We start from the raw sequence: 26,973 nt of genomic DNA, 5'->3' as shown, positions 1-26,973 counted from the left end.
AGCAGGACCCGGCCATGAACCCGATCGACAACCTCCGCGACACGCCCCGCGACACCCCGCGCATCACCGCCCTGCGCGTCATCCCGGTGGCTGGACGCGACAGCATGCTGCTCAACCTCAGCGGCGCGCACGGGCCGTTCTTCACCCGCAACCTGCTGCTGCTGACCGACAGCGCCGGCCGCACCGGCGTGGGCGAGGTGCCCGGTGGCGAGAAGATCCGCCAGACGCTGGAGGACGCGGCCGAGCTGATCGTCGGCCAGCCGCTGGGCTCGCAGCAGCGCCTGATCCAGCAGGTCCAACGCACGTTTGCCGACCGCGACGCGGGCGGGCGTGGCCTGCAAACCTTCGACCTGCGCACCACCATCCACGCGGTCACCGCGATCGAGTCGGCGCTGCTGGACCTGCTCGGTCAGCACCTGGGCGTGCCGGTCGCGGCCTTGCTCGGTGAAGGCCAGCAGCGCGACGCGGTCGAGATGCTCGGCTACCTGTTCTATGTCGGCGACCGGACCCGCACCGATCTGCCTTACGACGCCCAGCCCGATGCCGACGACGACTGGCTGCGGCTGCGCCACTACGCCGCGCTGACACCCGAGGCGGTCGTGCGGTTGGCCGAAGCCGCGAGGGCACGCTACGGCTTCAACGACTTCAAGCTCAAGGGTGGCGTGCTGCGCGGCGACGAAGAGGTCGAGGCCGTGCGCGCGCTGCACGAACGCTTCCCGCAGGCCCGGGTGACGCTGGACCCGAACGGCGGCTGGCTGCTGAAGGACGCGATCCGGCTGATGCGCGATCTGCGCGGCGTGCTGGCCTATGCCGAAGACCCATGCGGTGCCGAGGACGGCTATTCGGGCCGCGAGGTCATGGCCGAATTCCGCCGCGCCACCGGCCTGCCCACGGCCACCAACATGGTGGCCACCGACTGGCGCCAGCTGGCTCATGCGCTGAGCCTGCAGTCGGTCGACATCCCCCTGGCCGATCCGCACTTCTGGACCATGGCCGGCTCGGTCCGTGTCGCCCAGACCTGCCGCGACTGGGGCCTGACCTGGGGCTCGCACTCGAACAACCACTTCGACGTGTCGCTGGCGATGTTCACGCACGTCGGCGCGGCGGCGCCCGGCAAGGTCACGGCCATCGACACGCACTGGATCTGGCAGGACGGCCAGCGCCTGACGCGCGAGCCGCTGCGCATCGTCGACGGCCATGTGCAGGTGCCCAAGAAGCCGGGCCTGGGCGTCGAGCTGGACATGGTCGAGGTCGAGAAGGCCCACCAGCTCTACCTGCGTCACGGCCTGGGAGCCCGTGACGACGCGGTCGCGATGCAGTACCTTGTGCCCGGTTGGCGCTTCGACCCGAAGCGTCCGGCCCTGGACCGATGAGACCGGGGCGCTGAACCCGGAACCTCACGATGACCGACACCGCACCGACCGATACCACCGAGACCGACACCCTGGTCGACTGCAGCTTCGAGCGCCACGCGCCGGCCATCCTCGCCATCCTCAACGACGCGATCGTGCACACCACCGCGCTGTACGACTACCAGCCGCGCAGCATGGCCAACATGGTCACGTGGTTCGACGTCAAGCGCCAGGGCGGCTTCCCGGTCATCGGCATCGAGGACGCCGCCGGCACGCTTCTGGCCTTTGGCAGTTACGGCACCTTCCGGGCCTTCCCCGCCTTCAAGTACACGGTCGAGCACTCGGTCTATGTGCACCCCGACCACCGCGGCCGGGGGCTGGGCTTGCGGGTCATGTTGGCGCTGATCGAGGCCGCCCGGCGCGCTGAGCGCCACGCGCTGATCGGTGCCATCGACGCCAGCAACGCCGGCAGCATCGCGCTGCATGAGCGCCTGGGCTTCCGCCTGGTCGGCACCCTGCCGCAGGTCGGCTTCAAGTTTGGCCGCTGGCTGGACCTGGCGCTCTACCAGCTGACGCTGGACACGCCCACGCAGCCGGTCGACGGCTGACGCCGCCGGCCGTCGCCGATCGTCAGGACAGCAGCGGCCAGCTCAGCCCGCCCTCGTCCGTCTTGGGATGGGGTTCGGTGATGAGCATCCGGCTGGCGTCCGACAGCAACAGGCGGCGGCAGAGTTCGCGCGAGAGGTTCATCTGGATCTCGATGAACTGGTCGACGTCGCGTTCGCGCAGCACCTGCAGGTTCAGCGGCGAGATCTCGAGCGCGGTGCAGTCGGTCACGGCGCGCACCGTGGCGCTGCGGCCGGAGGTCGAGATCAGCGCGACCTCGCCGAAGCAGTCGCCCGGCAGCAGCAGGCCCACCTCCAGCTCGCGGTCCGTCCACGACTTGCGCACGCTCGCCTCGCCGCTGACGAGCACATACATGTAGAGCGCCTCGTCGCCTTGCAGGAAGAAGTGGTCGCCGGCCGGCACGCGGATCGTGCGGGACTCGGACAGGACCACGGCCAGCGCGCCCTCCGAGATCCGGTCGAACACGGGCATGTTCTTCAGCAGGGCGATGTTGTCGTGCGTCATCGGGCTACTCGCGGCTGGCTGGGGTGGACGTGGACGGCTTGCGTCATCTTGCACGCGACAGCAGGGTCGCGGGCCCGTTCAGGCACCATCAAAGATGATAAACCGAAGCGCCGCTGATACTATTTCTCAGTTCGGGGGCCTGTTCTGGGTCTCGCACCGACATCCGCCGCTCTGGCGCCGCCCCGGCGCTGCCCCTGGCACCTTTCCCAGCGCCCCCCAACCTCCGTGGATGAGATTCCGGTATGGCTTGCATTGCAATCGTCGGCGCGGGTCCATCGGGTGCGGCGGCTGGACGGCATCTGGCGCTGCAAGGCCATGCGGTCACGCTGTTCGACAAGTCCGCCTTCCCGCGCGACAAGACCTGCGGTGACTGGCTGACGCCCATCGCGCTGCGCGAGCTGGGCGCCCTCGGGCTGGACCTGCATGCGCTGGACGCGCTGGTGCCCGGCCATGCGCAGGTCCGGCGCAGCATCCTGGTGTCGCCCGACGGCCGGCGCAGCGAGCATCCGAGCGCACCCCAGGGCCGCTGCATCCGGCGCGAGCACCTCGACGCGCTGCTGGTCGACCAGGCGGTGCGCGCCGGCTGCCGGCTGGTCCGGCGCACCGTCCGCCGGGTCGACCGCAGCGATCCGGAGTGGGCCGGCTTCGAACACCTGATCGACGCCCGCGGGGCCGGTTCGGTGCGCGCCAATGCGGTCGGCGTGCGGACCTACTGGACCGTGCGCCACCACCCGGACACCGTCGCGCTGGCCGACGAGGTGGCGCTGCACACCGATGCCCGGCACCGGCGCGGCTATGGCTGGATCTTCCCGGTCGAGATCGACGCGCAGATGCTGACCTTCAACATCGGCGTGGGGCTGTGGCAGCGCGACAGCCGGCCTGGCGCGACCGTGACCGACTACCTGTCGCACTTCCTCGAACACAACCCAGTGGCGCGCCGGCTGGCGCCGCACCGGCTGGGCGAAACACGCCGCCACGGCTACCCGGTCGTGCTCGGCGGCTGGCGCCAGCAGGTCGTCGACGCGGGCGTGCTGCGCATCGGCGACGCCGCCGGGTTGGCCGATCCGCTGACAGGCGACGGCATCGGCAACGCCCTGATCAGCGGCCGGCTGGCCGCCGCCGCCATCGGCGAGGCCACCGCCAGCGGCGCGGACGCCGCCGCGCTCTGGCGCCGCCGTCATGCCGAGCAGATCGCGCCGGAGCTGCGCCGGGCGCTGCTGCTGCGCAACCTGCTGGTGAGCACGACGGCCAAGAACCTCGCCACCGCCGTGCTGGATCGTGGCCCGGCGCACTGGCGGGCCCGCCTGCATGCCGCGATCTTCGGCAGCGCGCCCTATGGCGCCTTGCTGTCGCCGCGCGGCGTGGCCGGCGAGGTGCTGGCATGAAGATCCGCCCGGCCTCCCGGCGCCAACAGGCGCGCGCCGCCGACCCCGGCCGCCACTACCTGCGGGCCACGCTGGCCTGGACGCTGCTGCTCTATGCCGTGCTGGCGCTGGCACTGGCTGGTTGGCTCGCGCCGGTCTGGCTGCTGCCGGTCGTGCCGCTGGTCTATGTGCGGCTGGCGCTGGCGCTGCATGAGCTGATGCACCTGCGCGGCGCCGGCCGGGTGCCGGGCTTCCACCAGCTGGCGATGATCTTCGACACGCCCTTCGGCCTGGGCTACCGCGAGCACCGCACCATCCACCTCGCCCACCACCGCCACGGCGCCAGCCCGGACGACCCGGAGTGGTTCCAGATCGCCGGCAGCCATGCCCACGCGCTGGGCCAAGCGCTGATCGTGCCGGAGCGCTCGGCCTGGCGCTGGATCGCCCGCCACGGCCTGAGCCGTTCGCTGGCGCTGCAGGGCGGGCTGCGCGCGCTGGCCTTTGTCGCCGTCGCGGCGCTCAACCCGCCGGTCTTCCTGACCTACTGGCTGGTGTTGCGGCTGGCCATCGGTGCGTCCGGCTTCATCTTTCACCACCTGCTGCACCAGCGCGACGGCCAACACGGCACCTATGCCTTGCCGGCGCCGCGTTGGCTGGTGGCGATCGGGCGGCGCGTGTTCGGCCATGAGCCGATGCAGATCCTGCTGCGCCACCGCGAGCACCACCTGTGGCCCGGCCTGCGCGTCTGGGAGCTGCCCGAGCTGCCGCCGACCTATGTGCTGCCGACCCGCGCGGCGCCGGTCCGGACCGAGCCGCCCTCGTCTCAAGCGGCGCCCACCTTCGGCGCCGTTCCCCGCCTGGAGCCTCACCCGTGAACTGCGTCAAGTGCCTTGCCCCACTGGCCGACGGCGCCCGGTTCTGCTCGGACTGCGGAGCCCCGCAGAACCTGGCCTGCCCGGCTTGCGAGACGCCGGTGCAAGCCAGCGCGCGCTTCTGCCATGGCTGCGGCCTGGCGCTGGCCAGCGCCAGCGGGCTGACGCGCCCGGCGGCGCTGCCGACATCACCCGCCGCCCTGACCACGCCCGCGCCGCTGACCCCGCTCCACACCGGCTGGGGCCGTCCGGCCGAGGCCGATGACATTGGCGAGCGCCGCCACATGTCGGTCATGTTCTGCGACCTGGTCGGCTCGGTCGAAATGGCCCGGCGGCTTGACCCGGAGGATCTGCGCGAGCTGGTGCGCGGCTACCGCGACACCTGTGCGGCCGTGATCGAACGCCACGGCGGCACCATGGCGCAGTTCCACGGCGACGGCATCGTGGTGTATTTCGGTTACCCGGTGGCCCACGAGGGCGACGTGCGCCGCGCGGTGCAGTCCGGCCTGGACATCGTGCAGGCCATCGCCAGCCTGGCACCGCTGGCGCGGGCCCGCCACGGCGTCGACCTGCAGGTGCGCATCGCGGTCAACACCGGGCTGACGCTGGTCGGCGACCCGGATGCGAGCGCCGGCATCGGCCGGCTGGCGCTGGGCGACACGCCCAACGTCGCGGCCCGTCTGCAGCAGATCGCCGAGCCCGGCACGGTCGTGGTCAGCGAGGTCACGCAGCGCCTGGTGGCCGGCTTCTTCCAGATGAGCAGCCTGGGCCGGCAGGTGCTCAAGGGCATCGCCGAGCCGATCGAGGCCTACCGGGTGGAGTCCGCCAGCGGCGCGCGCGACCGTCTGGAGGCGGCCGCCCAGCAGCACCGCGCGCCCTATGTCGGCCGGGCCAGCGCGATCGCCGCCCTGGCGTCTTCCTGGGTCGCGGCACAGGAAAGCCCCGGCCACGCCGTGCTGCTGACCGGTGATCCGGGTGTGGGCAAGTCGCGTCTGCTGTCGGAGTTCCGGGCCTCGATCGGCGACGGGGCCTGCGACATCGTCGAGTGTTATTGCTCGCCCGACTACGCCCACACGGCGCTCTACCCGCTGGTCGCGGCGATGCGCGAGCGCCTGGGCATCGAGCAGGCCGCCACGCCTCAGCTGGCGCTGGCCGCCCTGCGTGAGGAACTGCAGCGCCACGGCTGCGAGCTTGACACCGCCTTGCCGCTGCTGGCGCGGCTGTTCGGGCTGGCGCCGGAATCGGGCTACGAGCCGCTTGGCCTGCACCCGATGACGCAGAAGCAGAAGACCCTGGTGGCGCTGGTCACGCTGCTGACCTCGGGCGCCGCCCGACGTTCGCTGCGGCCGACGCTGATGGTCGTCGAGGACCTGCACTGGGTCGACAGCACCACGCTGGAGCTGCTGGGCAACCTGCTGCGCGAGCTGCCGTCCAGCCGGCTGCTGCTGCTGATGACCTCGCGGCCCGGTTTCTCGCCGCCCTGGCTCTATGGCGAGCACCTGACGCTGATCCCCGTCAACGTGCTGTCGGCGGCCGACACCGAGACGTTGATCCACCGCGTCGTCGGCAACAAGCGGCTGCCGGCCAAGCTGCTGTCGCTGCTGGTCGACAAGACCGACGGCAACCCGCTCTACGTCGAGGAAATGACGCGCATGTTCCTGGACTCGGGGGCGCTGCGCGAGTCGGCCGGTGGCTACGAGATCGACGGCCCGTTGCCCGAGTCGATGGTGCCGGCCTCGCTGCAGGACTTGCTGATGGCGCGGCTGGACCGCATCCAGCCCGAAGCCCGCCGCGTGCTGCAGCTGGGCGCCTGCATCGGCCGCGAATGGACCTTCGAGCTGCTGCTGGCGGTGTTGCCCGAGGAAGAGCGCCTGCTCACCACCGGCGTCGAGCAGCTGATCGGCGAGGGCATCGTGTTCGCCACCGACGGCGGCTTCACCATCAAGCACGCGCTGATCCAGGACGCCGCCTACGACTCGCTGCTGCGCCGCACCCGGCAGGCCTACCACGAGCGCATCGCGCTGGCGCTGCAGTCCGGCGTGGGCGGGGCGGCCTTCCCCGAACGCATCGCCCAGCACTGGACCAAGGCCGGCCAGCACGCCCAGGCCCTGCCGCACTGGTTGCAGGCGGGCCAGCAGGCCCTGGCCTCATCGGCCACCACCGAAGCCGAGAGCCATCTGCGCCATGGCCTGGACGCGATCGCGCTGCTGCCGGCATCGGCCGAGCGTGACCGGCTCGAACTGGCGCTGCTGTCGACGCTGGGCGTGGCCCTGACGATCCAGCAGGGCTGGGCCGCGCCGGCCGTCGCCACCGTCTACCAGCGCGCCCAGGTGTTGTCCGAGCGGGTGGGGCCCAACCCGCAGCTGTTCTGGGTCGTCTGGGGCCTGTGGGCCTTCTACCTGGTCAAGGGCGAACAGCACCGCGCCATCGAGTTCGCCGAGCGCATGTCCGGCATCGCGGTCGACATGGGCAGCGCCTCGCTGCGGCTGGAGGCCGACTTCGCGCTCGGCCTGAGCCACTACTACATGGGCCGGCTCGAAAGCGCGCAGGCGCTGCTGTCGGCCTCGATCGCGCAGTACGTGCCCGAGCGCCACCGCGGCCAGGCCCACCTGACCGGTCAGGACGTGGGCGTGACCGCCCGCGCCGTCGCCGCGATGGTGCTGTTCCTGCGCGGCGAGACCCGCGCCGGCCTGAGCCATGCCCGTCAGGCGGTGACGCTGGCCGGCGAGCTCAAGCACCCCTTCAGCCACGCCTATGCGCTGGGCTGCGCGACCTGGCTGGACGCCTACCGGCGCGAGCCCGAGGCCATGGCCGACCACGCCACCGCGACCATCGAGCTGTCGAGCGCGCAGTCGCTCGGCTTCTGGACCGTCTGGGGCTCGATCTTTGCCGGCCGGGCCCTGGTCGACGAGGGCCAGTCGGCTGCTGGCGCGCAGCACATCGAGGAGGCGCTGGCGACCTACCGCAGCATCGGCAGCGGCATGGTGGTGCCCTTCTTCCTCGTGCTGCTGGCCGAGGTCGAAGCCGGCCAGGGCGCGGCCGAGCGGGCGCTGGCCCGGCTCGACGAGGCCCGCCAGGTGATCGACGCCGGCGGCGAGTCCTTCATGTCGGCCGAGATCGAGCGCCTGGAGGCGCAGATCCGGCTCGACCGCCTGCGCGGTGGCGAGCCGGCCGACCATGCCGCGCTGGACGACATCGAACGCCGCTACCGCCGCGCCCTGGCGCTGGCGCAGCGCCAGGGCAACCGCGTCTTTGCGCTGCGTTCGGCCTGCGGGCTGGCACCGCTGCTGGCCGCTCGCGGCGACCTGCATGCGGCCCAGGCCCTGCTCGACGATGTGCTGGCCGCCATCCCCGACGCCACCGCAACGCCCGACCTCGAACAGGCCCGCAGCCTGCAGCAGGCGCTGGCGCTGGCCCGGGCACGTCGCCCGACCTGAGCCGGGGCGTCACCGCGATCCGTTCCTTCCCACGACCCTGACCCGAAGACCCGACCATGAGCCAAGAACGCTGGACCGACGAGCACCTGCAGGCGATGCGCGCCGAGGCCGATCCGATCGCCGACGCGGTCGTCGCCCGCATCTATGAGACCGACGCGATCAGCGGCGTCAACCGCTTGCTGGCCAACCTGTCGCGGCCGGACCGCCCGCTGGATCCGGCCATCCAGGCCCTGGTCGACCAGTACATGGCCGAGACGGCGGTGCTGCCCGACTGGGCCGACCCGCAGCTGATCGTGGCCTGCGAGGAGTTCTTCTCCAGCCACGGCACGCTGTCCTCGACCGTGTTGTGCTGCGCCAGCCTGCCCGAGTGCTACCTCGATGCGATGGACGCGCCGGTGCTGGCCTCGACCACCCAGCTGCTCCAGCATGTGGAGCGGCGCATCTTCGAGACCGCCTACATGATCGTCACCGTCATGCAGCCCGGCGGCATGACCACCGGCGGGCTGGGCCTGCGCTGCGCCCAGCGCGTGCGGCTGATGCATGCGGCGGTGCGCCACCTGTTGCGCTCGGACTACCGCGCTGCCATGACCGCACAGGCCGCCGGCACGCCGCGCCAGCCGCGCTGGAACATGGCCCACGGCGAGCCGATCAACCAGGAGGCCATGGCCTTCGTGATCCTGACCTTCTCCTACGTCGGTCTGCGCTCGTTGGAGCGGCTGGGCTACCACCCGGCGCCGGAACTGCAGCGGGCCTACATGCACACCTGGAGCGTGATCGGCCACGTCATGGGCGTGCGTGACGACCTGCTGGCGCACAGCTACGAGGACGGCAAGCTGCTGTTCGAGCGCATCAAGGCACGCCGCCGCGGCGCCTCGCCGGAAGGCCAGGCGCTGACCGCCGCGATGCTGGAATGGATGGTCCAGACGCTGCCCGGCCCGCTCGACCCGCTGCCAAAAATGATGTTGTGCCAGCTCATGGGCGACGAGGACGCCGCGCTGCTGGGCGTGCACCAGGACAAGCGCGAGAACGAGGCCGAGGCCGTCTTCGCCAAGATCGCCAACGCCGTCATCGACGTGGTGGAGGTCCTCAAGGAGCTGACGATCGTGCGGCGCTTCTCGCAGGCCTTGTTCCACTACTTCACCCGCGCGATCTGGAAGCAGCATCCCGAGTGGGGCCAGGAAGCCTTCGCGCTGCCGCCGGCCCTGCAGGAAGCGTGGCGGGTCAACGAGCGCTGAGCGGGCGGGCCCTGCCGCCACGGGCCTTGGCTACGATGCGCGACCTTTGCCGTCCGCAGGCCGCCATGCCGTCCACCCTGTCCCTGACCGCCGCCCGCCGATCGCCCTTCCGGGTGATCGCCCTCGACCTCGACGGCACGCTGCTCGACGAGCGCATGCAGATCCTGCCGGCCAACGTCGACGCCCTGCAGGCGGCCCGCCAGCGTGGCATCGAGGTCGTGCTGGTGACCGGCCGCCACCACATCGCCGCACGGGCCTACCACCAGCGGCTGGGGCTCGACACCCCGGCGGTCTGCTGCAACGGCATCTACCTGCACGACTACGTCAGCGACACGCCACTGCGCGGCGAGCCGCTGCCGGTGGCCGACCGGCTGGCCCTGCTCGAACGGGTGCGGCGCGACGGCCTGCACGCGCTGGCCTACCTCGGCGACCGCTTCTGCTTCGAGACCGGCGAGCCGGTGCTCGACGAAGTCATGGCCTGGGCCGAGACCCTGCCCGACGCGCTGCGGCCGCGCTTCGAGCGTGTCGACGACCTCGCGCCGGTGCTGACGCAGGCCGAGCGAGTCTGGAAGATCGCGGTCAGCCATGTCGACCCGGCCGCGCTGCCGGCCTTCGCCCGTGGCGTCGAAGCCGAGCTGGGCCTGGGCACGGTGCAGACCGGCCCGCTGCGGCTGGACATCGGCCGGCCCGGCCACAGCAAGGCCAGCGGCCTGCTGCACTGGCTGGCCAGCCGGGGCCTCGATGCCGACCAGGTCGTGGCCTTCGGCGACAACCACAACGACGTCTCGATGCTGATGGCCATGGGCCACGGCGTCGCGATGGCCAACGCCCCGGCGGCGGTGCGCGAGCGCGCCGACGAGGTCTGCGGCGACAACGACCAGCCCTCGATCGCCGCCGTGCTGCAGCGCCTGCAGGCCGAGGGCCTGCTGGGCTGAACACCGTCAACCCCCACCCCCGAACGCCCCAGCGCATGAGCCACGACACGTCCCCCGATCCCTGGGCCCCCGCCCGCCTCTACACGCTCGAAAACGCCGCCGGCCTGCGCGTGCAGGTGCTCGACCGTGGGGCGACCTGGGTCTCCTGCAGCGTGCCGATGATGGAAGGCACACGCCGCGAGCTGCTGCTGGGCGGCGCCAGCCTGGCCGCCTACGAGGCCCAGCCGGCCTACCTCGGCGCCACCGTCGGCCGCTACGCCAACCGCATCCGCGACAGCCGTTGCATGGTCGACGGGCAAGCCGTCGAACTGGCCGCCAACGAAGGCCCGAACCAGCTGCATGGCGGCCCGGACGGCTTTGATCGCCGCACCTGGACGGTCGAATCGCACACCCCGCAGCGGCTGGTGCTGACGCTGGTCTCGCCCGACGGAGACCAGGGCTGGCCCGGCGAGGTGCAGGCCCGCGTCAGCTACACGCTCGGCCAGGAGCTGGCGCTGGAGATCGCCTTCGAGGCCACCACCACCCGCGCCTGCCCGGTCAACCTGACCCACCACGCCTACTTCAACCTCGACGGCGATGCCGGCGAGGCAACGCGCAACGTCTTGCAGCACCACCTGCAGGTGCTCGCGCCCGCGTGGTTGCCGGTGGGGGCCGACCTGCTGCCGTCAGGTGAGCTGGAGCCGGTCGACGACACCGGCTTCGACCTGCGCGAGCTGCGCCGGCTCGACCAGGCCATCGCCGCCGAACCGGCGCTGCAGCTCGGCCGCGGTTTCGACCACGCGCTGGCGCTGGACCCCGCCTGCGCCGATGCCTTGCGCGCCGCCGTGCGCCTGCTGTCGTCCGACGGCCGGGTGGCCCTGTCGCTGGCCACCGACCTGCCGGCGCTGCAGGTCTACAGCGGGCAGGGGCTGACCGGCCTGCCGGCGCGCGACGGCACCCTCTACCCGGCCCACGCCGGCATCGCGCTGGAGCCGCAGTACCTGCCCGACAGCCCCAACCACCCGGTCGCGCCGCCGCACTGGCCGGACGTCGTGCTGCGACCCGGCGAACGGCGTCGGCATGTCAGCCGGATGTTCTTCGACGTGGGCTGACCCGCCGCAAGGCCGCGCCGTTGGCACGGGTGCAGGCTGGGGGCCCTCCCACCGGACATCCGCCATGACCGTTGCCGTCGAACACCCCTTGCCCACGCGGGACCTGCCCACGCTGGACCTGTTTGGGCACCTGACCCGCCACCTGTTCTTCACCGGCAAGGGCGGCGTGGGCAAGACCTCCGTCTCGACCGCCACCGCACTGGCGCTGGCCGATGCCGGGCGGCGTGTGCTGCTGGTCAGCACCGACGCCGCATCCAACCTTGACGAGATGCTGGGCGTGCCACTGCGCAACCAGCCTGTGCCCGTGCCCGGCGCGCCGGGGCTGGCGGTCCTCAACATCGATCCGGACGCGGCGGCCCAGGCCTACCGGGCCCGCGTGCTGGACCGGCTGGCCGCCGAAGGGGTCGATCCGGCAGGCCAGGCGACCGTGCGCGAGCAGCTCTCCGGCGCCTGCACCACCGAGATCGCAGCCTTCGACGAGTTCGCCGCGCTGTTGGCCGGGGACGAGGCAGCGGGCTACGAGCATGTCGTGTTCGACACCGCGCCGACCGGCCACACGCTGCGCCTGCTGAGCCTGCCGCAGGCCTGGAGCGGCTTCCTGGCCGGCAACGACCGGGGGGCCTCCTGCCTCGGTCCGCATTCCGGCCTGAAGATGCAGGAGGCCCGCTTCCAGGCCGCGCTCGCCGCCTTGACCGATGCAGCGGCGACCACGGTGGTGCTGGTCACGCGGCCGGAGGCCGGCGCGATCGCCGAGGCCGCCCGCACCGCCACAGAGCTGCAGGCGCTGGGCCTGCTGCGTCAGCGACTGGTCGTCAACGGCGTCTTCCACGCCAGCGTGCCGGACGACCCGGTCGCGCGCTCCTTCGAGGCTGTCGGCCAGCAGGCCCTGGCCGACTTGCCAGCCGTGCTGCAGGCCCTGCGGCAGGACCACGTCCCTCTGCGCGCCTTCGACACCGTCGGCCTGCCGGCGCTGCGCGCGCTGCTGCGCGACGACAGCCCGGCCCCGGCGAGGCCGGCCGCGCCTGACGGTGGCCGCGAGGCGGCCGGACCCGATCTGGACGCGCTGGTCGACCAGCTGGCGCAGCCCGGCCACGGCCTGATCCTGGTGATGGGCAAGGGCGGCGTGGGCAAGACCACGCTCGCCGCTGCCATTGCGCTGGGGCTGGTGCGACGGGGCCATGGCGTGCACCTGAGCACCACCGATCCGGCCGCCCACCTGGCCGGCACGCTGGCCGCCGAGGTGCCGGGCCTGCGGGTCGACCGCATCGATCCGCGCGTCGAGACCCAGCGCTACATCGACAAGATCATGGCCGCGCGTGCCGGCGAGCTTGACGAGGCGCAGCGCGCCTTGATGCTGGAGGACCTGCAGTCGCCCTGCACCGAGGAGGTCGCCGTCTTCCACGCCTTCTCGCGCCTGGTCGGCGAGGGCCGCAGCGCCTTCGTCGTGCTCGACACCGCGCCCACCGGCCACTCGCTGCTGCTGATGGACGCCACCGGCGCCTACCACCGCCAGATGCTGCGCGAGTTCGAGGGCCACGGCGCCGCCCGGGTCGTCACGCCGCTGATGCGGCTGCAGGACGACGCGCACACCCGCGTACTGCTGGTGACCCTGCCCGAGCCCACGCCGGTCTCGCAGGCCGCCGCGCTGCAGGCCGACCTGCGCCGCGCCGGCATCGAGCCCTGGGCCTGGGTGCTCAACAAGAGCGTGCTGGCCGCCGGCACGCGCGACCCGCTGCTGGCCGCCCGCCTGGCCGGTGAACGCGCGCAGATCGCCCGCATCACGGACCCGGGGCACAAGGGCGAGCCCGGCGATCCGGCGCTGGCCCGGCGGCTGCATGTCGTTCCCTGGCAAGCCGAGCCGCCGATCGGGCTGGCCGGCCTGTCGGCGCTGCTGCACGGCGCGGCCGCTCAGCCCTGAGGCGGGCTGCGCCGCCGCACCATCGCGATCGCGTCGAAGGGGCAGCGCACGGCGCATTTGGCGCAGCCCGTGCAGTCCTGCGGATCGCGCAGCGTCGACGTCTTGCGGCCTTCCGGCCCCGACACCTGCAGCGACAGCAGGTGAACATGGCAGGTCGGCACGCACCAGCCGCAGCCGGTGCAGCGGCCCGGGTCGATCCGGGGCAGGGCGGGGGACGGGCGCGGGGCGGTCATCGCGCCGCCACTCTAGACCCGCCGCGCCGCCGCCTCAATCCAGCATCGATCCCGGCATGCGCAGCGGCGATGCGACGCTGTCCGGGTCGAGGCTGACACGCAGGTAGAGGCCGCCGCTCATCTGCGTGTAGTCGGCGGCGTTGTCCAGCGCCAGCCGGCTGCCCAGCGCGAGCTGCGGGCCGAGGCGGTATTCGGCCGCGCCCTGCAGCGCGATGCTCAGGCCGATCGAGCTGCGGCCCACATGCGTCGCCGACGTCGCCTGACCGAGCGTGACCGCGTTGCTCAGCTGCTGCTGGGCGGCGCCGTCCTGCGGGTAGTAGGGGGCGCTGTCTTCGCGCCAGGCCTGCAGGCCCGGGGCCACGTTGAGGCCCCAGCGCAGTCCGGCGCGCTGGCCCATCAGGGCGATCGGGGCCGACAGCGTGATGCTCTGCTGCGGGCTGAAGTAGCCGCCGTGGCCGAGCGTGAAGTGGCGCAGGTTCTCGGCGTGGTGGGTGTAGTTCAGGTCCAGGCCCCATTCGAGGCGGCGCCCCGGCTCGTCGATGCTGCGCCAGCGCGTGCCCGCACCCAGCTCGATGCGGCTGTTGTTGCGCACGCCCTCGCCGGCCAGCAGGTGGACCCCGGCGCGGGCCAGCAGCTGCAAGCCGTCGTCGCCGCGCCAGTTCAGCGAGCCCTGCACGCCGGTGGCGGTCACGCCGCCCCAGACCTGACCGGTGCGCGGGTCGCGCACGCCGGCCCAGGACAGCACGCTGTCGGTGACGGCACGGCGCGAGACCTCCGCGCCATAGCCCAGCCGGTTGCCCCACAGGCCGCCGACCCGCAGGCCGCCGACCACGTTGACGACCGGGAAGCCCAGCGGCGTGACGCCGATGTCGCCGGCCAGCATGCGGCCGGCCAGACCGATGCTCAGGCCGACGCCGGAGGCGCTGACCGATTCGGCGCTGCGTGTGCCGCCGAGCGCCTGACTGCCGAAGCGGCCTGCGGCGTCGTCGTCCTGACCGGGCGCGCCGGCTTCGAGCATCGTTGGCACCGCCTGGAGCGTCAGCCGGCCGACGTCGCCCACCGGCGTCTGGAAGCCGACCGGCGCGCGCAGGTCGACCAGCTGCGAGGTGCCGCTGTCGCCGCTGCGCCAGCGCAGGGCCGCGCCACCTTCGAAGGCACGCGAGCCCCGTTCGGCCAGCACCTCGGCGAGTTCGTCGTTCAGGCCCTTGGGCAGGGCGCTGCGGGGTGTCACCGCCAGCGGGCTCGTGTTGACCAGCGGGCTGGTGGCGACCAGCGGGGCGGCCGTTTGAACGGATCGTGGCGCTGCCATGCCGCTGGGGTCGGGGCGACCGGCACCGGTCGGTGGCAGATCGGCGAGCAGGTCGTTCGGGCTGGCCAGGCTGGGTGCGGGGCTGCGTGACGGGCGCGGACCGGCGTCCCAGGCGCGCACCTCGTCGCGCGGCGCGTTCGCCAGGCCGTTGCCCGTCGGGGCGCCAGCCGCTGGCTCGGCCCCGGCGCCGCGCAACCAGGCGTCGGTGGCGGTGCCCAGGCTGCTGGTTCCCAGGCTGCCGGTGCCGCCCTGACCGGTCTGCGGCGAGCCCGTGGCGGTGCCGATGCTGCCCCGCAGCGGCCGTGTCGGGGGCTGATGACCCAGCGCCTGGGCGGAGGTCGAGCCGCTGGCCGCCGTCGGGGCCGACAGCAGCGGCTCCAGCGCCGGCATGGCCGGGGGCAGGTCGCTGGCGATCGGGCGGCCCCAGGCGCGGGACGGCTCGGCCGGGCGGTCGAGGGCCGGTTCGGTGATCCGGTCGTTGCTGCGATCCCCCAGGCCGCGCCGCAGCGGCGCGCGGGTGCCGGCCGGCCGCTGCGCGGCGATGGCTGCACGCAGGTAGTCGGCCGCCAGCCGCAGTTCGCCACGGGCGCGGTGGTGACGGGCATATTCGGCCAGCACGCGCGGGTTGTTCGGCGACAGGCGGCTGGCCTCTTCCAGCGAGGCCAGCGCCAGCGCCGCATCGTCGGCGGCGGTCGCCGCGCTGGCGCGGGCCAGCCAGGCGTCGAGGTTGGCCGGTTCGCTCGCCAGCACCGCGTCGACCACATCGAGCGCCTGGGCCGGATCGCCGACCGCGACGTGCAGCCGTGCCAGTGCCAGCGCCAGACGGACGTCGCCCGGGCGTTCGTTCAACAGCGGTTCGAGCTGCTCGTAGGCACCGGCGGTGTCGCCGGCTTCGCGCAGCCGGTCCACCTGGCGCAGCGTGAGGCCCACGCGCAGGCCGTCGAGCTGGTCGCGCTGGCTGGGGCTCAGCGGCTGGCTGGCCAGCATCGGCAGCAGGCCGGCAAGTTCGCTGTCCTGACGGGCGTTGTCGAGCAACTGGGCGTATTGCAGCCGCGCGCCCGGGTCGCGTGTGCCCGCCTGGCCGCGTTCCTGCGACAGGGCGGTGCGCAGCAGCTGCAGGCCGCGGGCGGTCTGGCCGGCTTCGCCGTAGGCGTTGCCGACGCTGGCGAGCAGCTCGGGCTCGCGTCCGGCATCGGTCTGAGCCCTTTGCAGGGCGGCCAGGGCGGCCACGCTCTGGCCTTGAGCGCCCAGCTCGCGCGCTTGCGCCAGCCCGAGCTGCACGCGCAGCTGGCGGTGCAAGCGGGCCATCTCGGGACGCCGGTCGGCCGGTGCGATGCGGTCCAGCGCCTGCAGGCCGGCGGCCGGCTGCTGCAGGTCGGCCTGCCACTGCGCCAGCGCCCACCAGGCATCGGCGCGGCGCGGGTTCTGCGCGGCCAGGTCGTCCATCAGCCAGCGTGCGTCCTCTGTCCGGCCCTGGGCCGTCAGCAGCTGCGCCAGGCTCAGGCGCAACCACGGGTCCTGCGGGTTCAGGCGCAGGGCCTCGTCGAGCTGCGACTCGGCCCGGGCCAGCTCGCCGCGCTGCTGCGATTGCGCGGCGTCTTGCTGCAGCAGCATGGCCAGCAGCGGCTCGCGGCCGCCGATGGCGCCGGCGCGGGTGTCGGGCAGTGCGTCGATCGCCACCCGGGCCTCGTCGCCACGGCGCTGGGCGTGCATCGCCCGGACCCAGCCCCGCCAGGCATCCGGCTGGGGCGGTTCGAGCGCCTGCGCGGTCCGGTAGTGGCCCTCGGCGGCGGCCCAGTGGCCCAGTTCGGCCTGCACGTCGCCGGCCTCGACCCAGGGCAGCGGGTCGCGGGCGTCGAGCACGGTGGCCTGCCGCAGCGTGTCCAGCGCGGTCTGGTGGCGGCCGGCGCTGCGGGCGGTCTCGGCCTGCTGCAAGAGCACGCGGACCTGGGCGTTGACATGGGCCTTGTGCCAAGGGCTGCGGGCGTCGCCGCTGAGCGCCACGGCCTGTCCGAGCAGCTCGCGGGCCTCGCCGTAACGGGCCTGCCGCAGCCGCACGACGCCGAGGCCACCGAGCGCATCGCTGTCCTTCGGGCGGGCCTGCAGCAGTTTGGTGAAGCGTTCGGCGGCGGCGTCCAGCTCACCGCCCTGCAAGGCGTCGAAGCCTTGCCGGCGGCTGCGCACCAGCGGGTCGCGTTCGCGCGCCTCGGCCATGCGGCGGGCCTCGTCGCTGCCCTTGAGCAGCTCGTCGAGCCGACCACGCACGGCGCTGTCCTCGCCAGCCTGTTCCAGGTGATCGCGCAGCAGCGCGCTGTCGGTGGGCTTCAGGGTCAACCACAGCAGCGACTGGCGCCAGGCCTCGCGCGCCTCCTGGCGCTGGGCCGGGCTGGGCGTTGTCGCCGACACCACGCCGCCCGCATCGGGCGTCTGACTCAGGGTGGCGAGCCGGGCGATGGCGTCGCGGCGGCTGGGCTCGCGGTAGCTCAGCACCTTGGCCAGCGCCAGGCGGGTGCGCACGTCATCCGGATCGGCCTGGGCCAGCCGTTCGAGGCCGCGCCGGGCCTCGTCCCAGCGGGCGGTGCCGGCCAGCGTCTGGTAGTACTCGACCGCCAGCGCGCCCTGCGGGTTCGGGTCGGCCAGCAGCAGCTCGTACTGGCGCGCGGCGGCGTCGTACTGGCCGGCGCTGGCGAACTGGCGGGCCTTCTGCAGCTGGCTGCTGTCGCCGGCCTTGCCCTCGCGCTGGCGGGCTTCGAGCCGGCGCAGCGCGGGCGAGTCGGGATGGCTGCGGCGCAGCGTCGCCAGCGTGTCGTTGGCGGCTTCCGTCTGGCCGAGATCGATCTGGGCCTGGGCCAGGCCCTGCAGCGCCTCGGCATGCTGCGGCTCGAAGGCCAGCAGCTTGCGCCAGGCCGAAGCGGCCAGGTCAGCCCGGCCACGTTCCTGCCAGCGCCGGGCCTGGGCGATCAGGGTGCGCACCGCCGGGCTGTCGGCGGTGGTCGGCGTGGCCGTGGCGGGTGTGGCAGCCGGCGCGTTCGTGGTCGCCGCCAGCGGCAGCGACGGGGTCAGTCCGGCCAGGGCCAAGGCGGCGGCCAGGGCGGTGAGTCGGGGGGTCATGGGCGGGGCTCCGGCGCGGGGCGCATCAGGGTCGGGTCGGGCGGCGGGGCGTCGGCGCTGGCCAGCCGGCGGGCGGCCAGGCGGCGCAGCATCGAGGCGCTCAGCAGCGCCAGCACGACGGCCAGCAGCAGGCTCAGCAGCGCCAGCAGGACGGGCTGTTGCGCCAGCGTGTAGCGCAGCCGGTCGAACAGGCCCACGCTGCCGGTGTGATAGGTCGCGCCGGCATGCAGGCTGCGCAGGCCATCGGCCTCGATCAGCGTGGCACTGCCGTGGGTGCGGGCGATCAGCGCCGGCTCGATGAACAGGCTGCTGACGCTGCGCAGCAGGCTGCTGTCACTGCCGGTCAGCACGACCACACTGCGTCCGCTGGCCAGCGGCGACTCGAAGCCCAGCAGGGCGGCACCGCCGGCTGCTGTGCGCCAGGTCGGCAAGGGGCCGTTGTCCTGTCCGGGCAGCAGGCCGATCAGGCGGCGCCACAGGTCGGGTGGTGGCGGTTCGCTGCGGGTGTCCAGGTGCATCGGCAGGTGATCGGCCCACTGGCGCAGCAAGGGCTGGCGGGCCGGCGTGCCGATGACGACCAGGTCGCGGTCCTGCAGCCCTTGTGTGTCCAGGCCCTGCACCACCTGCACCGCCACGCCGGCCAAGCCGGTGCTGCGTCCGGCGTGGCCCATCAGGTCCAGGTAGACGTCGATCTCGGTGGTGTCCGGCGCGTCGGGCAGCATCACCGCCGTGCCGGCCAGGTCGGCCAGGCGGCTGAACGGGAAGGCGCTGTTGGCGAAGGCGGCCAGGTCGGGCAGGCCGATGAAGTGCGGCACGCCGGAGAAGTCGATGGTCGAGCCGCCGTCCACGCCGGTGCGCTGCTGGCCGCTGGCCTGGGTGGCCGCACAGGGGTCGTCGACCGGCGCGTCGTAGTCGAAGCGCATCGTCAGGTGACTCTCGGGCTGGCGGCTGACCAGGCCGCCGGGGATGGCGACGCGGCTGTGGCGCTGCTCCAGCGCATCGATCCCGGCGCCGCTGCTGCGCCGTCCAATGCCGTCGGGCAGGGCCAGACGGCCGGTCGGTTCGAGCGCGTAGCTGCGCACCGGGGCGCCATTGAAGGCCAGGTGCAGGGCCGAGCGGTCGGCCTGCGGCGGCGGCGTGTGGTGCCAGCGCAGATCCACCGGCACATTGGCCTGACGGGCGAAGTGCAGGTCCGGCGGCAGGCGCAGCGCCAGGTTGAACGGCGTCGGATGCGGGCCCACGGCGGTCAGGCGCGTGGCGGCCTCGATCTCGTCGAAGCGCACCGGCCGGTCGGTCGGCAACCAGCGTGGCGCGTCATAGGGCTTGCGCGGCGCGAGGGCGTGCGGCGGGCCGACCCGGACACGTTCGCCCTTCAGGTCGCCGGGCCGTCCGAGCTGGCCCAGGCTCAGCGCGTCGGCGGCCCACTTCAGCTCGTCGGCGTCACGGCCCAGCACCAGCAGCAGCTTGGCGCCGGGCTGGGCCGGGTGTTCGACCACGCTCAAGGTCGGGCCGTCGATGGGCGGCAGCGACACGCCCGGCACGCCGGTCTGCGAGGTCGCCAGCACGACCGCGTGCGAGGCCGGCAAGGCACCGCCGAGCTGGCTGTGGAAGGTCGCGCCGCGGTAGCTGGCCTGCGCGCCGAACCAGGACGCCATGACGCCGGCGGCCTGCAACAGGCGCGGGCCGGGCTGCTCGGGCAGCACCATCGCCAGGTCCAGGCGGCGGTTGTCGCGGGCATCGAAGAAGGGGGCCGGCAGCAGCGCCAGGTCGGCGGCCACCGGCAGCGGCGCCACCGTCATCGTCAGCAGCGATTCGGGCTGGAGTTCAGCCCACAGGCGGTCGCGGTCGAGGCGGTTGCACAGCCGCTCGCGCGGCATCGTCAGGGCCAGACCGATGCGGTTGTGGTCGCTCAGCAGGCGCGGGTCGATCTCGATCTCGCGGCTCATGCGGGCCAGGTTGCCGTCGCGCTCGACCGGCAGCTCGGCCACCGGCTCGTCGTTGACGCTCACCAGCAGCTGGGCGCGCTGCAGCGCCAGCTCGCTGGACAGGCCGAGGTCCAGGCGCAGCACCAGGCGGGTCACGACCTCGTCGGCGCGGACCGAGAACGGCACCGTGTGGCCGCCGTCCAGCGGCAGCAGCCGGCGCGGCTCGGTCTGGCCGAGCTGGCCGAGCGTCAGCACGACCGCATGGGGCGCGGTCAGCGGCGTGGCGGGTGCGACCCGGGCGGGCGCGGCCAGCACGCGGCCGGTCTGGGCCTGCGCCGGTGTCAGGCCGGGCGGGGCGATCGACAGCAGCAGCACGAGCGCGCTGGCGCTGGCCATCGAGCAGGTGGCGGCGGAGGGCTTGTAGCGGGCAAAAGAGGCGGAACGGGCAGTCATGGTCATGGCTCCGGGGCTCAGGCGTCCGGGCCGTCGGCGGCGGCCGGTCGGCCTTGTCGGCGCCAGGGCAGCAGCTGGGCGCAGCCGCGCAGGCCGTGGGCCATCACGCGGCCCATCGACACAAAGGGTCGGTCGTCACCGCGCTGCGGCGAACGCGCCAGCCAGGCGTCGGCTCGGGCGAAAGTGCACTGCACCAGCATCGATTCCTGGGCCAGCGACATCGGCCCGAAGCGCAGCCTCAGCTCGCCGCCAGCGACGTCGACCAGCTGGGCATCGAAGGCCGAGGCCAGGCCGCGCCGGTAGAGCTCGACCTGCACGACGCTGTCGGGCGGGAGCGTGACGGCCTCGTCCAGCCGCAGCCGCAGGCCCCCTTCGGAGACGTCGGACGTGCGGGCCGGCAGCAGCCGGCCGTCGGCCAAGCGCAGCGAGGCCGGGATGTCCAGCGGCACGCGGTGCGAACCGCGCACCTGACGCGCCTCAGCAGCGGCGGCCAGTGCGGCGCCCAGGATGACGATGTTGTAGGCCGTCCAGACCAGGTTGAGCACGATGGTCTCGACCTCCGGGTCCGGCCACCAGAACAGCCGCAGGCCGCCGACCACCACGCCGGCCAGGTTCAGCAGCAGCAGGAAGAGGTAGGGCCGGGCGATCTGCCAGTCGATGTAGCGCGAGGCCACCAGGCCGCCCTTGGGCGTGACGTTGAAGGAGCCCGCCTTCGGGTTGAGCAGCGCCAGCGTGGTCGGGCGCAGGATGTACCAGGCCAGCACGGTCTCGTAGACCTCGGCCCAGAAGCTGTGCCGGTAGCGGCCTTGCACGCGCGAGTTGGTCATGTTGGCGTGCACCAGGTGGGGCAGCGCCATCGCCGCGATCATCAGCGCCGAGGCGTTGATGACGTGGGCCTGCACGAACAGGTAGGCCAGCGGCGCGGTCAGGAAGATCAGCCGCGGCAGGCCGTAGAAGAAGTGCAGCATCGCGTTCACGTAGCACAGGCGCTGGGCGAGGCTCAGGCCGCGTCCGACCAGCGGGTTGTCGATGCGGAAGATCTGCGCCATGCCTCGGGCCCAGCGGATGCGCTGGCCGACGTGGGCCGACAGGCTCTCGGTGGCGAGGCCGGCCGCCTGGGGCAGGCTCAGGTAGGCGGTGGTCCAGCCGGCGCGGTGCAGCTTCAAGGCGGTGTGGGCGTCCTCGGTGACGGTCTCCACGGCGATGCCGCCGATCTTGAGCAGCGCGTCGCGGCGCAGCACCGCGCAGGAGCCGCAGAAGAAGGCGGCGTCCCACAGGTCGTTGCCGTCCTGCACCAGGCCGTAGAACAGCTCGCCCTCGTTGGGCACGCGCCGGTGGGTGCCCAGGTTGCGCTCGAAGGGGTCGGGCGAGAAGAAGTGGTGCGGCGTCTGCAGCATCGCCAGCTTGCGGTCCTTGAGGAACCAGCCGACCGTCATCTGCAGGAAGGAGCGGGTGGGGATGTGGTCGCAGTCGAAGATCGCCACCAGCTCGCCCGAGGTCTGCTTGAGCGCGGCGTTGATGTTGCCGGCCTTGGCGTGCTGGTTGTCCGGCCGGGTGATCCAGCGCACGCCGGCCTGCTCGGCGAAGACGCGGAACTCCTCGCGCCGGCCGTCGTCGAGGATGCAGATGTTGATCTTCTCGCGCGGCCAGTCCAGCGCCAGGGCGGCCAGCACGGTCGGCTTCACGACCTTGAGCGGCTCGTTGTAGGTCGGGATCAGCACGTCGATCGTCGGCCACAGGTCGAGATCGGCCGGCATCGCCACCGGCTTGCGGCCGAGCGGCCAGATGGTCTGGAAATAGCCCAGCACCAGCACCAGCCAGGCGTAGATCTCGGCGGCGATCAGGCCGTAGCTGAAGAAGGTGTCGAGGCCGGCGCCGTAGTCGATCGTCTCGGCCAGGCGCCAGTACAGGTAGCGGCTGGACATCACCAGCGACAGGCAGGTCAGCGCCAGCGTCGCGGTGCGGCCGGGCCAGCGCTTGATGACCATCGCGATCAGCAGCGTGATGACAGCGAAGACCGCCTGCTCCATCAGGTTGAGCGGCGCAGCCGTCACCACCAGCAGCAGGAAGACCGCCACCAGCAGCAGCGGCACCAGCCAGAGCGGGCGCAGGCGGCTGGCGGTCGTGACGGGTGCGGCCGGCCCTGTCGACGGGCCGCGCCGGGCCTCTTGCGCGTGCGCGGCCGGCGGGTGGTTGGCGATGCCGTGGTGGGACATGGTGGCAGTTCAGTCTTGAAGGTGGCGCGAGGCACAGGCGCGCAGCCGATCACGCCGCACAGGGGTGCGGACGTCCGGGAGAGGGGGGGTGTGGCCGCTCAGGCGCAGGCCCGAGGGCGCGGGTTCAGGCCAGGCCGGCGCTTGCCAGGGCAGGCAGGTGACGCGCCGCGTCGATCGGGCGAACCCGGGCCGGGACGGTGTCGATGACCACCGCCGGCGCGGGCGGGTCCGCAGGCAGGGCGGTGGGGAGTTCGGCGACCGCAAATTCGCGGTAGCTGTCGCGGATGGCACCCACCTGTCGAAACAGGTTGGCCAGATCGTCATGTGCATCCATGGCAAGCGTCCTTCGCATCCAGAGGCCTGTGGGCCGGAACCGTGCTCACGAACCCCGTGACCCGGTGTCGTGCAGCCCCTTCGATGCGGGCAGGGCGTGGAGGCTCGACCAGGACCGACGCGCTTGGCGCGATGGTCTCGAACGGCCCCTCTGCCGCCTGAGCCGCCGGGTGGTCACGCTGGGCGTGCCGCCACCGGCTCAGGGGAACCCTGCCTCTTGGGCGAACGGTGCGTCGCAGCTGCAATCGAAGTTGCAACCGAAGTTGCAGTTGCAGCTGCGAAAACCGGCCCCTATTTGAAACAGTCTGTTAACAAATGTGAGTTTATCGCCGACAACCCAGGCGAACCTTATTGCCCTGCAAACGATCTTGTAACCAGGCGAATGAGGGGGTATCAGGCTTTCCTGAGCGCAGCGTTTTTCCAATTCAAGACCGATTCCTGTTGCAATTCGTGTCATTCATGCAACCGCCGGCGTCGACCCGAAAGGCGGTCAGCCGCGCCAGCCGATCCGCCGGGAGATGGTCTGCGCCGCATCCCGCAGCGGTGCCAGCAGGGGGCTGCTGGCGTCGACCGGCAGGGCGGCGCTCGGGCCGATGGCGACCAGCGCCAGCACCATCGCGCCGAAGCCGTCGAACACCGGCGTGGCCAGTGCGCTGACACCCGGCATCGAGCCGTCGACGCGGGCGGCCCAGCCCTGTGCGCGGACCTGGTCGAGCACCGCCAGGAAGGCCGCGTCCGGTGTCTGGCCGTTCTCGGCGCGCAGCATCGTGTCGACCTCCACCGCCGGCCGGTGGGCTGCGAACAGCAGGCCGGATGCGGTGCCGTCCAGCGACACCACCGTGCCGTGGCGCATGTTGACGTGCACGGCGGTCGGGCCTTCTTCCAGCCGGACGATGGTCGGCCCGCGGTTGCCCCAGACGGCGATGGCGACCGTGTGGCCGACCTGCTGCGCCAGCGCCGGCAGCTCGGCGCTGGCCAGCCGCACCGGGTCGAACTGCTGCAGGCTGATCAGGCCCAGCTGCAGCGCCAGCGGCCCCAAGCCGTAGTGGCCACTGCCGGCGTCCTGCACGACCAGGCCGAGCTTGCCGTAGCTGACCAGATAGGGATGGGCCTTGGCCGGGACCATGCCGGCCTCGCGCGCCAGGTCCTTGAGCGCCATGGGCCGACCGACATGGGCCAGCGCGATCAGCAGCTGGCCGCCGACCTCCACGCTCTGGATGCCGCGCGGGCCACGGGGCGCTGTCTCGGTGGCGTCGGACACCGCCAGGGTGGTGTCGGACGTGTCGAGGGACAAGGGCAGGGCGGCGTCGGTCACAGGGTGGCTCGGGTTTTCACGTAGACGAATGAGTTAGACACTAGCAAACGAGTTGCCTAAGATCAAGCCTCGTTCGGATAAGTTGAACTCGTTAGACATCGACGAACTCCCGATCCCACCCACCCAGCCGCCGCCGCCATGAACACCAAAGCCTTTGCCAGCCAGGCCGACCTGGTCGAGAAGCAGGTCAGCTTCACCCGCCTGTCCGAGAACGCCTACGCCTACACCGCCGAGGGCGATCCGAACACCGGCGTCATCGTGGGCGACGACGCGGTGATGGTGCTGGACACCCAGGCCACGCCGGTGATGGCGCAGGACGTGATCCGGCGCATCCGCGAGGTCACCGACAAGCCGATCAAGTACGTCGTGCTGAGCCATTACCACGCGGTGCGGGTGCTGGGCGCGTCGGCCTACCAGCCCGAACACATCATCGCCAGCCGCGACACGCACGACCTGATCGTCGAACGCGGCGAACAGGACAAGGCCAGCGAGATCGGCCGCTTTCCGCGCCTGTTCCGCAACGTCGAGAGCGTGCCCGCCGGCCTGACATGGCCGACGATCACCTTCACCGGCCGCATGAGCATCTGGCTGGGCCGGCTCGAAGTCCAGCTGATCCAGCTCGGCCGCGGCCACACCAAGGGCGACACGGTGGCGTGGTTGCCCGAGCAGAAGATCCTGTTCTCCGGCGATCTGGTCGAGTTCGACGCCACGCCCTATGCCGGCGACGCCTACTTCCAGGACTGGCCGAAGACGCTGGACAACATCGCCGCGCTGCAGCCCAACGCCTTGGTGCCCGGGCGCGGTGCGGCGCTGACGACGCCCGAGCAGGTCCAGGCCGGCCTGCAGGGCACGCGCGACTTCATCTCCGACGTCTGGACGAACGTGAAGGCCGGCGTCGACGCGGGCAAGACGCTCAACGCGGTCTACAAGGACACCTACGCGGCGCTCAAGCCCAAGTACGGCCACTGGGTCATCTTTGACCACTGCATGCCGTTTGACGTGACGCGCTGCTACGACGAGGCCACCCAGCATGCCGATCCGCGCATCTGGACGGCCGAGCGTGACCGCCAGATGTGGGAAACGCTGGAGGGCTGAGCCGTGCTGTCGACCTACACCTACCCGCGCTTCGATTACCGGCGTCCGCCCGAACTCGATGTCGGCCCGGACGCCCCCGTGCCGCGCCGGCCGGTGGTGGTCGTGGGCGCCGGGCCGGTCGGCATCTCGGCGGCGATCGAGCTGGCGCAACAAGGTCTGCCGGTGCTGCTGCTGGACGACGACGACACCGTCAGCATCGGCTCGCGCGGCCTGTGTTACGCCCAGCGCACGCTGCAGATCCTCGACCGCCAGGGCTGCGGCCAGGCGGTGGTCGACAAGGGCGTGACGTGGAACGTCGGCCGCACCTTCTTCGACACCGAGGAGGTCTTCCGCTTCGACCTCGTCGCCGAGCCCGGCCATGAGCGGCCCGGCATGGTCAACCTGCAGCAGTACTACCTCGAAGAGTTCCTGCTGCGCCGCGCCGCCGAGCTGCCCGGCATCGAGCTGCGCTGGAAGAGCAAGGTGGTCGGCCTCACGCCCGAGGGCGACGGCGCGCTGCTGCAGGTGGAGACCGCCGACGGCGTCTACGCCCTGCGGGCCGACTGGCTGGTGGTGGCCGACGGCGCACGCAGCCCGATCCGGCGCATGCTCGGTCTGGAGATCGAGGGCCAGGTCTTCAAGGACCGCTTCCTGATCGCCGACGTGGTGATGAAGGCCGACTTCCCGGCCGAGCGCTGGTTCTGGTTCGACCCGCCCTTCCACCGGGGCCAGAGCGTGCTGCTGCACCGCGAGGCCGACAACGTCTGGCGCATCGACTTCCAGCTGGGCTGGGACGCCGATCCCGACGAGGAGAAAAAGCCCGAGCGGGTCATCCCGCGCATCCGCGAGATGCTGGGCGACGGCCGCGAGTTCGAGCTGGAGTGGGTCAGCGTCTACACCTTCCAGTGCCGCCGCATGGCGCGCTTCCGACACGGGCGCGTGCTGTTCGCGGGCGACGCGGCGCATCAGGTCTCGCCCTTTGGCGCGCGGGGTGCGAACTCGGGCATCCAGGACGTCGACAACCTGGGCTGGAAGCTCAAGGCGGTGATCGACGGCGTGGCGCCCGAGGCGCTGCTGGACAGCTACTCCGACGAGCGGGTCGTCGCGGCCGACGAGAACCTGCGCAACAGCACCCGCTCGACCGACTTCATCACGCCCAAGAGCCGCGTCTCCAAGGCCTTCCGCAACGCGGTGCTGGGGCTGGCACGCCAGCATCCCTTCGCCCGCGCGCTGGTCAATTCCGGCCGGCTGTCGGTGCCGGCCCTGCTGACGGGCTCGGCGCTGAACACGCCCGATGCCGACGCCTTCGAGGGCTGGATGGTCCCCGGCGCGCCGCTGGACGACGCGCCGGTGGTGCGCAACGGCCAGGCCGACTGGCTGCTGCGCCATGTCGGCGGCGCCTTCACGCTGCTGGTGTTTGGCGATGCCGAGCTGACGCTGCCGGACACGCCGATGCCGCTGGTCGTGCGGCGCGTCAAGCCGCCCGGCTCGATGGTCGTCGCCGGTGACCTGATCGACAGCGAAGGCCTTGCCGCCCGCCGCTGCGACGCCCGCCCCGGCACGGTCTACCTGATCCGGCCGGACCAGCATGTGGCCGCCCGCTGGCGCGGCTTCGACGCTGCGGCGCTGCAGGCCGCGCTGGCCCGTGCGCTGTGCCTGAACTGAGCCC

18 protein-coding genes are annotated in these 26,973 nt (G+C 72.4%); 11 read left to right on the top strand and 7 right to left on the bottom strand.

Annotated features, from left to right (window positions below; all coding sequences use genetic code 11):
- Positions 1–14 precede the first annotated feature (14 nt).
- Both gudD and EV685_RS10200 read left to right on the top strand, forming a co-directional pair.
- Positions 15–1,373, top strand: a complete 1,359-nt coding sequence (gene gudD / locus EV685_RS10205) for a glucarate dehydratase (protein WP_130481918.1) — start codon at positions 15–17, stop codon at positions 1,371–1,373.
- 29 nt (positions 1,374–1,402) lie between these two features.
- Complete coding sequence (locus tag EV685_RS10200) at positions 1,403–1,960, top strand: GNAT family N-acetyltransferase (RefSeq protein WP_130481917.1); 558 nt, start codon at positions 1,403–1,405, stop codon at positions 1,958–1,960.
- A 22-nt stretch (positions 1,961–1,982) separates the two neighbouring features.
- On the opposite strand, the gene EV685_RS10195 is transcribed toward EV685_RS10200, so the two are convergent.
- Positions 1,983–2,483 carry a Crp/Fnr family transcriptional regulator gene (locus EV685_RS10195; protein ID WP_130481916.1) on the bottom strand — a complete coding sequence of 167 codons (501 nt, stop codon included), beginning with the start codon at positions 2,481–2,483 and terminating at the stop codon, positions 1,983–1,985.
- A gap of 242 nt (positions 2,484–2,725) precedes the next feature.
- Between EV685_RS10195 and EV685_RS10190 the strand changes: the two genes are divergently transcribed.
- The 7 genes from EV685_RS10190 to arsA all read left to right on the top strand — a co-directional run bounded on the left by EV685_RS10190 (position 2,726) and on the right by arsA (position 13,335).
- Positions 2,726–3,868 (top strand): NAD(P)/FAD-dependent oxidoreductase, encoded by a 1,143-nt coding sequence (locus EV685_RS10190; RefSeq protein ID WP_130481915.1) that lies wholly within the window; start codon positions 2,726–2,728, stop codon positions 3,866–3,868.
- Positions 3,865–4,722 carry a fatty acid desaturase gene (locus tag EV685_RS10185; RefSeq protein WP_130481914.1) on the top strand — a complete coding sequence of 286 codons (858 nt, stop codon included), beginning with the start codon at positions 3,865–3,867 and terminating at the stop codon, positions 4,720–4,722. The genes EV685_RS10190 and EV685_RS10185 overlap by 4 nt, the downstream gene beginning before the upstream one ends.
- Entirely contained in the window at positions 4,719–8,156 is a 3,438-nt protein-coding gene (locus tag EV685_RS10180; protein WP_165396769.1) for an adenylate/guanylate cyclase domain-containing protein, read from the top strand. The genes EV685_RS10185 and EV685_RS10180 overlap by 4 nt, the downstream gene beginning before the upstream one ends.
- Positions 8,157–8,212: 56 nt before the next feature.
- Positions 8,213–9,391, top strand: a complete 1,179-nt coding sequence (locus EV685_RS10175; RefSeq protein WP_130481912.1) for an oxygenase MpaB family protein — start codon at positions 8,213–8,215, stop codon at positions 9,389–9,391.
- A 65-nt stretch (positions 9,392–9,456) separates the two neighbouring features.
- Complete coding sequence (locus EV685_RS10170) at positions 9,457–10,326, top strand: pyridoxal phosphatase (RefSeq protein WP_165396768.1); 870 nt, start codon at positions 9,457–9,459, stop codon at positions 10,324–10,326.
- A gap of 35 nt (positions 10,327–10,361) precedes the next feature.
- On the top strand, positions 10,362–11,417 hold the full coding sequence (locus EV685_RS10165) for an aldose epimerase family protein (RefSeq protein WP_130481910.1): 1,056 nt from the start codon (positions 10,362–10,364) through the stop codon (positions 11,415–11,417).
- 64 nt (positions 11,418–11,481) lie between these two features.
- A complete protein-coding gene (arsA, locus tag EV685_RS10160) occupies positions 11,482–13,335 on the top strand; it encodes an arsenical pump-driving ATPase (protein ID WP_130481909.1) in 1,854 nt (617 codons plus the stop codon).
- Here the strand turns inward: arsA and EV685_RS10155 are convergent.
- From EV685_RS10155 to EV685_RS10130, 6 genes are all read right to left on the bottom strand, one after another.
- Entirely contained in the window at positions 13,326–13,568 is a 243-nt protein-coding gene (locus EV685_RS10155) for an ATP-binding protein (protein ID WP_130481908.1), read from the bottom strand. The genes arsA and EV685_RS10155 overlap by 10 nt on opposite strands.
- A 34-nt stretch (positions 13,569–13,602) precedes the next feature.
- Positions 13,603–17,988, bottom strand: coding sequence for a cellulose biosynthesis protein BcsC (locus tag EV685_RS10150; protein ID WP_130481907.1), 4,386 nt, complete (start codon positions 17,986–17,988; stop codon positions 13,603–13,605).
- Positions 17,985–20,366, bottom strand: coding sequence for a cellulose biosynthesis cyclic di-GMP-binding regulatory protein BcsB (gene bcsB, locus EV685_RS10145; protein ID WP_165396767.1), 2,382 nt, complete (start codon positions 20,364–20,366; stop codon positions 17,985–17,987). Before bcsB ends, EV685_RS10150 begins: the two co-directional genes overlap by 4 nt.
- A 17-nt stretch (positions 20,367–20,383) precedes the next feature.
- On the bottom strand, positions 20,384–22,582 hold the full coding sequence (gene bcsA, locus EV685_RS10140) for a UDP-forming cellulose synthase catalytic subunit (protein WP_130481905.1): 2,199 nt from the start codon (positions 22,580–22,582) through the stop codon (positions 20,384–20,386).
- 124 nt (positions 22,583–22,706) lie between these two features.
- The gene (locus EV685_RS10135; protein WP_130481904.1) at positions 22,707–22,916 is read right to left on the bottom strand and encodes a hypothetical protein; all 210 of its coding nucleotides are present in this window, start codon (positions 22,914–22,916) and stop codon (positions 22,707–22,709) included.
- Positions 22,917–23,405: 489 nt separating this feature from the next.
- Positions 23,406–24,209, bottom strand: a complete 804-nt coding sequence (locus tag EV685_RS10130) for an IclR family transcriptional regulator (RefSeq protein ID WP_420820824.1) — start codon at positions 24,207–24,209, stop codon at positions 23,406–23,408.
- A 159-nt stretch (positions 24,210–24,368) separates the two neighbouring features.
- Between EV685_RS10130 and EV685_RS10125 the strand changes: the two genes are divergently transcribed.
- Together EV685_RS10125 and EV685_RS10120 are read left to right on the top strand one after the other, a co-directional pair.
- A complete protein-coding gene (locus tag EV685_RS10125) occupies positions 24,369–25,325 on the top strand; it encodes an MBL fold metallo-hydrolase (RefSeq protein ID WP_130481903.1) in 957 nt (318 codons plus the stop codon).
- A 3-nt stretch (positions 25,326–25,328) separates the two neighbouring features.
- Positions 25,329–26,969 (top strand): FAD-dependent oxidoreductase, encoded by a 1,641-nt coding sequence (locus tag EV685_RS10120; RefSeq protein ID WP_130481902.1) that lies wholly within the window; start codon positions 25,329–25,331, stop codon positions 26,967–26,969.
- Positions 26,970–26,973: the final 4 nt, after the last annotated feature.

The organism is Sphaerotilus mobilis (assembly GCF_004216565.1).
In the GTDB taxonomy this organism is placed as follows: domain Bacteria; phylum Pseudomonadota; class Gammaproteobacteria; order Burkholderiales; family Burkholderiaceae_C; genus Sphaerotilus; species Sphaerotilus mobilis.
The sequence above is the reverse complement of the archived record's forward strand: the minus strand, read 5'-3'. Positions and strand labels throughout refer to the sequence as shown.